This window comes from Mycobacterium sp. NGS18, assembly GCF_059813185.1.
This window is the reverse complement of record NZ_JCALEC010000025.1, coordinates 1-8568: the sequence shown is the minus strand read 5'-3', so window position 1 is coordinate 8568 and position 8568 is coordinate 1. Positions and strand designations below refer to the sequence as shown.

7 protein-coding genes are annotated in these 8568 nt (G+C 68.7%); all 7 read left to right on the top strand.

Annotation, left to right across the window (positions count from 1 at the left end):
- Positions 1–53 precede the first annotated feature (53 nt).
- The 7 genes from AC5Y31_RS21730 (at position 54) to AC5Y31_RS21700 (ending at position 8539) form a co-directional block, all read left to right on the top strand.
- Positions 54–338, top strand: coding sequence for a WXG100 family type VII secretion target (locus AC5Y31_RS21730; RefSeq protein ID WP_013827941.1), 285 nt, complete (start codon positions 54–56; stop codon positions 336–338).
- Between the two features lie 142 nt (positions 339–480).
- Entirely contained in the window at positions 481–1380 is a 900-nt protein-coding gene (locus tag AC5Y31_RS21725; protein ID WP_065025885.1) for an ESX secretion-associated protein EspG, read from the top strand.
- 183 nt (positions 1381–1563) lie between these two features.
- Positions 1564–3078 carry a type VII secretion integral membrane protein EccD gene (gene eccD / locus AC5Y31_RS21720; RefSeq protein WP_499982953.1) on the top strand — a complete coding sequence of 505 codons (1515 nt, stop codon included), beginning with the start codon at positions 1564–1566 and terminating at the stop codon, positions 3076–3078.
- Positions 3056–4888: a S8 family serine peptidase gene (locus AC5Y31_RS21715; RefSeq protein WP_499982951.1), complete on the top strand. Its 1833-nt coding sequence runs from the start codon at positions 3056–3058 to the stop codon at positions 4886–4888. The genes eccD and AC5Y31_RS21715 overlap by 23 nt, the downstream gene beginning before the upstream one ends.
- Positions 4885–6054 (top strand): type VII secretion protein EccE, encoded by a 1170-nt coding sequence (eccE, locus tag AC5Y31_RS21710; protein WP_301635895.1) that lies wholly within the window; start codon positions 4885–4887, stop codon positions 6052–6054. Before AC5Y31_RS21715 ends, eccE begins: the two co-directional genes overlap by 4 nt.
- The gene (eccA, locus tag AC5Y31_RS21705; RefSeq protein ID WP_065025881.1) at positions 6051–7883 is read left to right on the top strand and encodes a type VII secretion AAA-ATPase EccA; all 1833 of its coding nucleotides are present in this window, start codon (positions 6051–6053) and stop codon (positions 7881–7883) included. Before eccE ends, eccA begins: the two co-directional genes overlap by 4 nt.
- Positions 7884–8239: 356 nt before the next feature.
- Complete coding sequence (locus AC5Y31_RS21700) at positions 8240–8539, top strand: PE family protein (RefSeq protein ID WP_064854942.1); 300 nt, start codon at positions 8240–8242, stop codon at positions 8537–8539.
- Positions 8540–8568: the final 29 nt, after the last annotated feature.

Sequence of the window (8568 nt, the reverse complement as noted above, 5' to 3'; positions counted from 1 at the left end):
GAGCAGCAGGAAGCTGCTTCTCAGCAGATCCTGTCGAGCTAGAAGGAGCAACTATGTCGATCAATTACCAGTTCGGTGACGTCAACGCCCACGGTGCGTTGATTCGTGCCCAGGCGGCGTCGTTGGAGGCCGAGCACCAGGCGATCGTGCATGACGTGCTGGCTGCCGGGGATTTCTGGGGTGGCGCGGGTTCGGTGGCCTGCCAGGAGTTCGTGGCGCAGTTGGGCCGCAACTTCGCGGTCATCTACGAGCAGGCCAACGCCCACGGTCAGAAGGTGCAGACCGCCGGCAACAACATGGCCAACACCGACGCTTCCGTCGGCTCCAGCTGGGCCTGACCGACCCGTAGTACGCAGCGCGGCAGCACACCACCCATCGGTGTGCTGCCGCGTGCTGCAATGGGTGGGATAGTGGCAGACATCGCCGTGCCGCTGCGTGATCCAATAGCCAAGTACATCGGCAAGGTAGAGGAGGGTAGTGATGGACCCGAGCACCCGCACCGACATCACCGTCAACGTCGAGGGTTTCTGGATGTTGCAGGCGCTGCTGGACATCCGCCACGTCGCGCCCGAGTTGCGTTGCCGACCTTACGTTTCCACCGACTCGAACGACTGGCTCTCGGAGCATCCCGGCATGGCGGTGATGCGTGAGCAGGGCATCGTCGTCGAGGACGAGGTCAACGAGGTGGTGGCGGCCCGGATGCGGGTGCTGGCCGCGCCCGACCTCGAGGTGGTCGCCCTGCTGTCGCTGGGCAAGTTGCGCTACGGGGTCATCGACGACGATGACCAGCCGCCCGGGACCCGTGACATTCCGGACAACGAGTTCCGGGTGCTGCTGGCGCGACGCGGCGAACACTGGGTGTCGGCGGTGCGGGTCGGCACCGACATCACCGTCGACGACGTCTCGGTCACCGATGCCGCCTCTATCGCCGCACTGGTGATCGACGGCATGGAGTCCATCCACCACGCCGATCCGGCGCAGATCACCGCGGTCAACGTGCCGATGGAGGAGATGCTGGAGGCGACCCAGAGCTGGCAGGACTCCGGCTTCAACATCTTCACCGGGGGAGACCTGCGCCGGATGGGCATCAGTGCGGCCACCGTCGCCGCGCTGGGCCAGGCGCTGTCGGAACCGGCCGCGGAGGCCGCGGTATATGCGCGGCAATACCGCGACGACGCCAAGGGCCCCAGTGCCTCGGTGTTGTCGCTCAAAGACGGCTCCGGCGGCCGGATCGCGCTGTATCAGCAGGCGCGCACCGCAGGCTCAGGCGAAGCGTGGCTGGCGATCTGCCCGGCCACCCCGCAGCTGGTCCAGGTGGGTGTCAAAACCGTCCTGGACACGCTGCCCTACGGTGCCTGGAAAACCCATCGGAGGGTTTAGCGGCCCCATCGGAGTCGTCGCGGCACCGAAATGTTGTGTGACGCACCGGAAAAATTGCCGGTAAACGCGAATCGTGCGAATAGCATGCGTTGCCTTTAGAATTGGACGGGCTTTTGAAATGACAAATTGCGAGGCGGCAGCTATGGGTTCTTTGGGGTCAGCATTCGTCGAGGTGGTGCGATCATGACGACGGCGATCGAGTCTGCGCAGCCGGGCGGGGAAGTCGCACCGTCGGCGCCCCGGTCCGTGGTGGTCGGAGTCATGGCCGGTGATGGTGTCCAGATCGGGACGCTGCTGGACGCCGACGCGCCGGTGTCGGTGATGCTGGACCCGTTGCTGAAGGTGATCAACGGCCGACTTGCCGAGCTCGACGAGCCGACCCTACAGGCCGAGGGTCGCGGTCGCTGGGTGCTGTGCCTGGTCGACGGCACCGCGCTGCGACCGAACCAGTCGCTGACCGACCAGGACGTGTACGACGGTGACCGGCTGTGGCTGCGGTTCATCGAGGACCGGGAGCGGCGGGCGCCGGTCATCGAACACATCTCCACCGCGGTCTCGGTGAACCTCGCCAAGCAGTTCGCTCCGGTCGACGCGGCGACCGCCGTGCGGGTCGGGGTCTCGACCCTGTCGGCCGGTGTCCTGCTGGCGACCGCACTGCTCGCCGCCTGGCGCTACCAGCACGACGACTGGCTGGCAGCCGGTTTCAGCGCCGGGATGGCTCTGCTCGTGCTGATCGCCGCCGCGCTGGTCCTGCTTCAGGCCCGCAATGCCTCCGACCGGCGGGTCGGCGACATCCTGCTGGCCACCGGGCTGGTGCCGCTGACGGTGGCTGCCGCGGCCGCGGTACCGGGCGAGGTGGGCGCCGCGCAGGCGGCACTGGGCTTCGGCGTCGCCGGCATCGGTGCGCTGTCGGTCATCCGGCTCACCGGACGGCAGTTGGCGGCTTACAGCGCCGTCGCCGTCATCAGCGCGGCGGTGACGTTCGCCGGCGTACTGCGGATGGTGTTCCTGACCGGCGCGGTGACCTTGATGGCCTGCGTCTACCTGGCCTGTGTGCTGGCGTATCAGTGGTCGCCGTCATTGTCGCGGTGGCTGGCCGGCCTCCGGTTGCCGGTGTTCCCGTCGGCGACCAGCCGGTGGGTGTTCGAGGCGCGCCCCGACCTGCCCACCACGGTGGTGACCACGCCCGGTGCCCCGGCCTCCCTGGAGGGACCGGAGTCGGTGCGCGAGGTGGTGCTGCGCGCCGAACGGGCCCGATCGTTTTTGACCGGGCTGTTGTCCGGGCTGGGCGTGCTGATCGCGGTGTGCGTCACCGGTCTGGCCGACCCGCACTCGGACCGGTCGTGGCTGCCGGTGCTGCTGGCCGGACTGACGGCCGGGTTCCTGGTTCTGCGCGGCCGTTCGTTCCGGGATCGCTGGCAGGCGGTCACCGTGACACTGACCGGTCTGGTGATCGTCGCCGCGGTGGTGGTGCGTTTCGTCGTGGTGCAGTGGACGCCGACGACGCTGGTGGTCGGCGCGGCGTTGCTGGCGCTGATCCCGATGTTCGGGCTGCTGTCCGCGGTGATCGTGCCCAACACCATCTACAGCCCGCTGTTCCGCAAGTTCGTCGAGTGGATCGAGTACCTGTGCCTGATGCCGTTGTTCCCGCTGGCGCTGTGGTTGATGAATACCTATGAAGCAATCCGGTACCGGTAGAGGCGGGCGTCGGCTGCAGCGCACCGCGGCCGCCGGCGCCGCGATGATCATGATGGCGAGTGGCTCGCTGGCCGGTATGCCGGTCGCCGGCGCGATCGATCCCCCGGTAGTCGATCCGGGCGCGCTGCCGCCCGACGGCACGCCCGGTCCACCGCAGACGATGCGACAGACCTCGTACTGCACCGAGGTGGGTGTCCTGCCGAACACCGACTTCCGGGTGCAGCCGGCCTACATGGACATGCTCAACCTGGCCGAGGCGTGGAAATTCAGCCGGGGGGCCGGTGTGAGCGTCGCGGTCATCGACACCGGCGTGACCCCGCACCCGCGGATGCCGAACCTGATCGGCGGTGGCGACTACGTGATGGCCGGCGGCGACGGGCTGTCGGACTGCGATGCGCACGGAACCCTGGTGGCATCGCTGATCGGCGCGGTACCCGACAACGGTGTGACTCCGCTGCCGCCGCCGCGCCAGACCCGCCGGCCCCCGTCGGTTCCCACCAATGAACCTCCGCCGCCGACACCGGCGCCGCAGACGACCATCGTGGTGATGCCGCCACCGCCGGCGCCGCCGCCTCCGCCGCCACCAGTCGAAGGCGGGGAACCGTCCAACGGTTCGAACAACGGCCCGGCCGCCCCGGCGCCGGCCCCTGCACCCGCGCCCGCGCCTGCCCCAGGTCCGGCCCCCGGTCCGGCGCCGGGCCCGGCGCCCGGTCCGGGCAACAACGCGGCGGCCTACACCACCGATGGCGCATCCGCCGGTGCGGCACGCCCGGGCGGGTTCTCCGGGCGGGCGCGGATGGCGCCGGTCGACTTCCGCGCACCGAGCGCACCGCCACCGCCGGGGGCGGCACCGGATGCGTTCAGCGGGATCGCTCCCGATGTTCAGCTGATCTCGATCCGCCAGTACAGCGCGGCCTTCGGCCCCAAGGAGCCGTTCGGTGACGGCCAGGACCCGCAGTTGCGGGAGAAGAACGACGGGATACGCACCATGGCGCGGGCGATCGTCCATGCCGCCAACATGGGCGCACAGGTCATCAACATCTCCCAGGCCATCTGCATGAACGTGCGGAACATGCTCGATCAAGCCGATCTGGGCGCGGCGGTGCGCTATGCCGCAGTCGAGAAGAACGCGGTGATCGTCGCCGCCGCCGGCGACACGAGTTGGCGGGACTGCAAACAGAACCCGACCTACAACGCGATGCGTCCCGACGACCCGCGCGACTGGAACGGGGTCAACACCGTGGTGACGCCGGCGTGGTACGACGAGTACGTGTTGACCGTCGGCGCGGTGGACTCGGCGGGTGCGCCGCTGGTCAAGTCGAGTGTGGTCGGCCCCTGGGTGTCGCTCGCCGCCCCGGGCACCGACATCGAAGGTCTCTCACCGCGCGACGACGGACTGATGAACGCCGTCGACGGACCGGAGAACTCCCTGTTGGTTCCGTCGGGCACCAGCTTCTCGACGGCGATCGTGTCCGGGGTGGCGGCCCTGGTGCGGGCCAAGTACCCGGAACTGTCGTCGCATCAGGTGATCAACCGGCTGATTCGTACGGCTCGGCCGCCGGCGCGCGGGGTCGACAATGTGGTCGGCTACGGCATCGTCGACCCGGTGGCGGCCCTGACTTGGGATGTCCCCGGCGGTCCGGCTCAACCGCCGGAACGGCTGTCGGCGCCCCTGCAGGTGCCGCCGATGCCGCCGGAACGCGACATGACCCCGGCCTGGGTCGCCGGCGCCGGGCTGTTGGCGGCGGTGGCGGCAGCCGGTGTGGCACTGGGAGTGGCAGCATTGCGACGATCGCGTAGGAATCGATGAAGGCACAGCACGCAGTAGGTTTGAATCTGTCGTGGATGCGGGTGACCACGGTCTTTCTGATCGACATGGGGATCCTGGTTCTCGCCGGCCGCTGGCCCGGCGACGCGAAAGCCGCCACCTACGCATGGTGGTCCGGTGTCGGCATTGCGGTGCTGGTCGCGCTCATCGCGCTGGTCACCTACCGGCGGGTGCCGGTCAGCACGATGTGGGCGGCCTGGCTGGGCGACCAGTTCGCCGACCCGGCGACCACACTGAGCCAGGGGCGGACTCGCGCGGTCGATCATCACCGCCGCTTCGGCCGTGAGCCGATCGGTATGCGCGAACACCAGGGCCGACTGGTGACGGTGATCTCCGTGGGCGGGCGAGCGGTGCAGGCGACCGGCCGCCACCGGCGCGGCTCGGAGCCGGTGTCCCTGCCATTGGAGCGCCTCGCCGCCGGGCTGCGGCAGTTCGACGTGCGGCTGGACAGCATCGACATCGTCACCGTCGGTACCCGCAGTGCCCCCGCCGATGCCGAGGAGGTCGACTTCGACGACACGCCGTCGATGCCGGATCACCGGCAGACCTGGCTGGTGCTGCGGATGGACCCCCAGCACAACGTCAACGCGGTGGCGGCGCGCGACTCGCTGGCCGCCACGCTGGCCGCGGCGACCGAGCGGCTGGCCGAGGAGATCGACGGGCGCCAGATCATCGCGCGGGCGCTGCGCGCCGACGAGTTCGAGGCCGTCGACGACGCCGTCCTGGCGGGTCTGGAGCCCGGACAGCTTCGGCACCGGCTATTCCGGGCCCCGCCGGAAGGCCACGTCACCACCTTTTGGGTGTCGCCGGCCGACATCTCCGTCGAGAACCTGGAACACCTGTGGTATCCGGAGACCGATGCGACGGTGGTCACGGTGCGGCTCGCCCCCGGGGGCGGCCGGACGAACGCTGTCTCGGTGCTGGTGCGCTACCACAGCACCGGCCGGCTGGGCCGACACGTGCGGGCCGCGCTGAACCGGTTCGTGGGCCGGCGTCAGCTGGAGGCGGTGTGCGCCAGCCTCCCGGCGCCTACGGCGCAACCCCGGATGGCGGTGCCCAGCCGGGACCTGCAGGATGGCGAACACCTGGCGGTGTCTGTCGACGCCGTGCCGGAGTACGAGACTCCGTCACCCGGGACGCGGCCGTGACCGGACCCCAATCCGCCACGCACGACGCGCGCAACGCGATGGTCGCCGGGATGCTGGCCTCCGGAATCTCGGTCAACGGGTTGCAGCCCAGCCACAACCCGCAGGTCGCGCTGCAGATGTTCACCACCGCCTCCACGATCGACCCGAGCATGTGCGACGCCTGGCTGGCCCGGGTGCTGGCCGGTGACTCCGACCTCGAAGTGTTGGCCAACGCCTGGACGACGGTCCGCACCTTCGGTTGGGAGACCCGGCGACTTGGCTTGTCCGACTTGGAATTCCATCCCGAGGTCTCCGACGGGATGTTCCTGCGGCTGCGGGTCACCAGTGTGGAATCGCTGGCCGCCGCTTATGCCGCCGCCCTGGCGGAAGCCAAGCGTTACGAGGAGGCGGCGAAGCTGCTCGACGGCGTCGAGCCGCGAAACCCCTTTGAGACGGAGCTGGTCAGCTACGTGCGCGGCCTGCTGTACTTCCGGACCGGGCGCTGGCCGGACGTGCTGAAGCAGTTCCCGGCGGCGGCCCCGTGGCGCCAGCCGGAACTCAAGGCCGCGGCCGCGGCGATGGCCACCACCGCGCTGGCTTCGCTGGGGGTCTTCGAGGAGGCGACGCGGCGGGCGCAGGAGGCCATCGAGGGCGACCGGGTGCCCGGCGCCACCAACGTCGCGCTCTACACCCAGGGCATGTGCATGCGTCACCTGGGCCGCGAGGACGAAGCCGCCGAGTTGCTGCGCCGGGTGTATTCCCGCGACGCGAAGTTCGCGCCGGCCCGCGAGGCACTGGACAACCCCGACTACCGGCTGATTCTGACCGACCCCGAAACCATCGAGGCCCGCACGGATCCGTGGGACCCCGACAGCGCCCCGACCCGGGAGCAGGCCGAAGCGCACCGGCATGCCGAGGAGGCCGCCAGATACCTGGCCGAAGGCGACGCGGAGCTGGCCGCCATGCTCGGCATGGAGCAGGCCAAGCGGGAGATCAAGCTGATCAAGGCGACCACCAAGGTGAACCTGGCGCGCGCCAAGATGGGTCTGCCGGTTCCGGTCACTTCTCGGCACACCTTGTTGCTCGGCCCGCCCGGCACCGGCAAGACGTCGGTGGCGCGCGCTTTCACCAAGCAGTTGTGCGGCCTGACGGTGCTGCGCAAACCGCTGGTGGTCGAGACCAACCGTTCCAAGCTGCTGGGCCGCTACATGGCCGACGCGGAGAAGAACACCGAGGAACTGCTCGAGGGCGCGCTCGGCGGCGCGGTGTTCTTCGACGAGATGCACACGCTGCATGAGCGCGGCTACAGCCAGGGCGACGCCTACGGCAACGCGATCATCAACACGCTGCTGCTCTACATGGAGAACCACCGTGACGAGCTGGTGGTGTTCGGTGCCGGCTACGCCAACGCCATGGACAAGATGCTCGAGGTGAATCAGGGCCTGCGGCGGCGGTTCTCGACCGTGATCGAGTTCTACAGCTATACCCCGCCGGAGCTGTTGGAACTGACCAAGATGATGGGCGCGGAGAACGAGGACGTGGTCAGCGACGAAGCGGTCGAGGGGCTGCTGCCGTCCTACAACAAGTTCTACAACGACGAGAACTACTCCGAAGACGGCGATCTGATCCGCGGCATCGACGTACTGGGCAACGCGGGATTCGTCCGCAACGTGGTGGAGAAGGCGCGCGACCACCGTAGCTTCCGGCTCGACGACTCCGAACTCGACGCGGTGCTATCGGGCGACGTCACCGAATTCAGCGACGAATGGTTGCACAAATTCAAGGAATTGACCCGCGAGGATCTTGCCGAAGGTCTCAGCGCGGCGGTGGCCGAGAAGAAATCGTCCTGACCCGACAGCTTCCCGGCAGCCGATTCACAGTGCCGCGACCGCGCGCCCGGGTTGACGCTCGCTGATACCGGTGCCACCATTGCGCAGGTAGGGGGCGGTACTTCACCCCAGCCCCCATCGGTGCGCGGTGGCGCGAGGAGGTGACGACGAGACTTGTTTCCCGGTGATTGTGCCTATCGCCGGAGATCGGCGAATGTTTCGTTCCGATCCGGCTTCGGCTCCGTTTCTGCTTTCTAAAATCACGTTGTGTCGGGCCCGCTCCGGTTTGACGGTTTACCGTTGTCACCGGGTACACGCTCGACGCGCCCGGTGATCGTCGGTCGTTCACCGGACCGGCACCCTTGGAGGAGGGCCCCATGACATTTGTGAACACTCAACCCGAGGCGCTTACCGCCGCCGCGGGCAACCTGGCCGCCATCGGCTCGGCGCTGAGCGCCCAGAACGCCGCCGCGGCAACTCCGACCACCGGTGTGGTCCCGGCTGCAGCGGACGAGGTTTCGGCGCTGACCGCGGCCCAGTTCGCCGCGCACGCCAGCATGTACCAGTCGATCAGCGCGCAGGCCGAGGCCATCCACCAGGCTTTTGTCGCCACGTTGAACACCAGCGCGAATTCCTACGCAGCGACTGAAGCGGCCAACGCCGCGTCGGCCGGTTAACCACTGCGTCACAAGAGGTTTCACGGAGC

Excerpts from the sequence above, each read along its gene's own strand:
- AC5Y31_RS21730 (WP_013827941.1), top strand. The coding sequence starts at position 54 with ATGTCGATCAATTACCAGTTCGGTGACGTCAACGCCCACGGTGCGTTG.
- AC5Y31_RS21725 (WP_065025885.1), top strand. The coding sequence starts at position 481 with ATGGACCCGAGCACCCGCACCGACATCACCGTCAACGTCGAGGGTTTC.
- eccD (WP_499982953.1), top strand. The coding sequence starts at position 1,564 with ATGACGACGGCGATCGAGTCTGCGCAGCCGGGCGGGGAAGTCGCACCG.
- AC5Y31_RS21715 (WP_499982951.1), top strand. The coding sequence starts at position 3,056 with ATGAAGCAATCCGGTACCGGTAGAGGCGGGCGTCGGCTGCAGCGCACC.
- eccE (WP_301635895.1), top strand. The coding sequence starts at position 4,885 with ATGAAGGCACAGCACGCAGTAGGTTTGAATCTGTCGTGGATGCGGGTG.
- AC5Y31_RS21700 (WP_064854942.1), top strand. The coding sequence starts at position 8,240 with ATGACATTTGTGAACACTCAACCCGAGGCGCTTACCGCCGCCGCGGGC.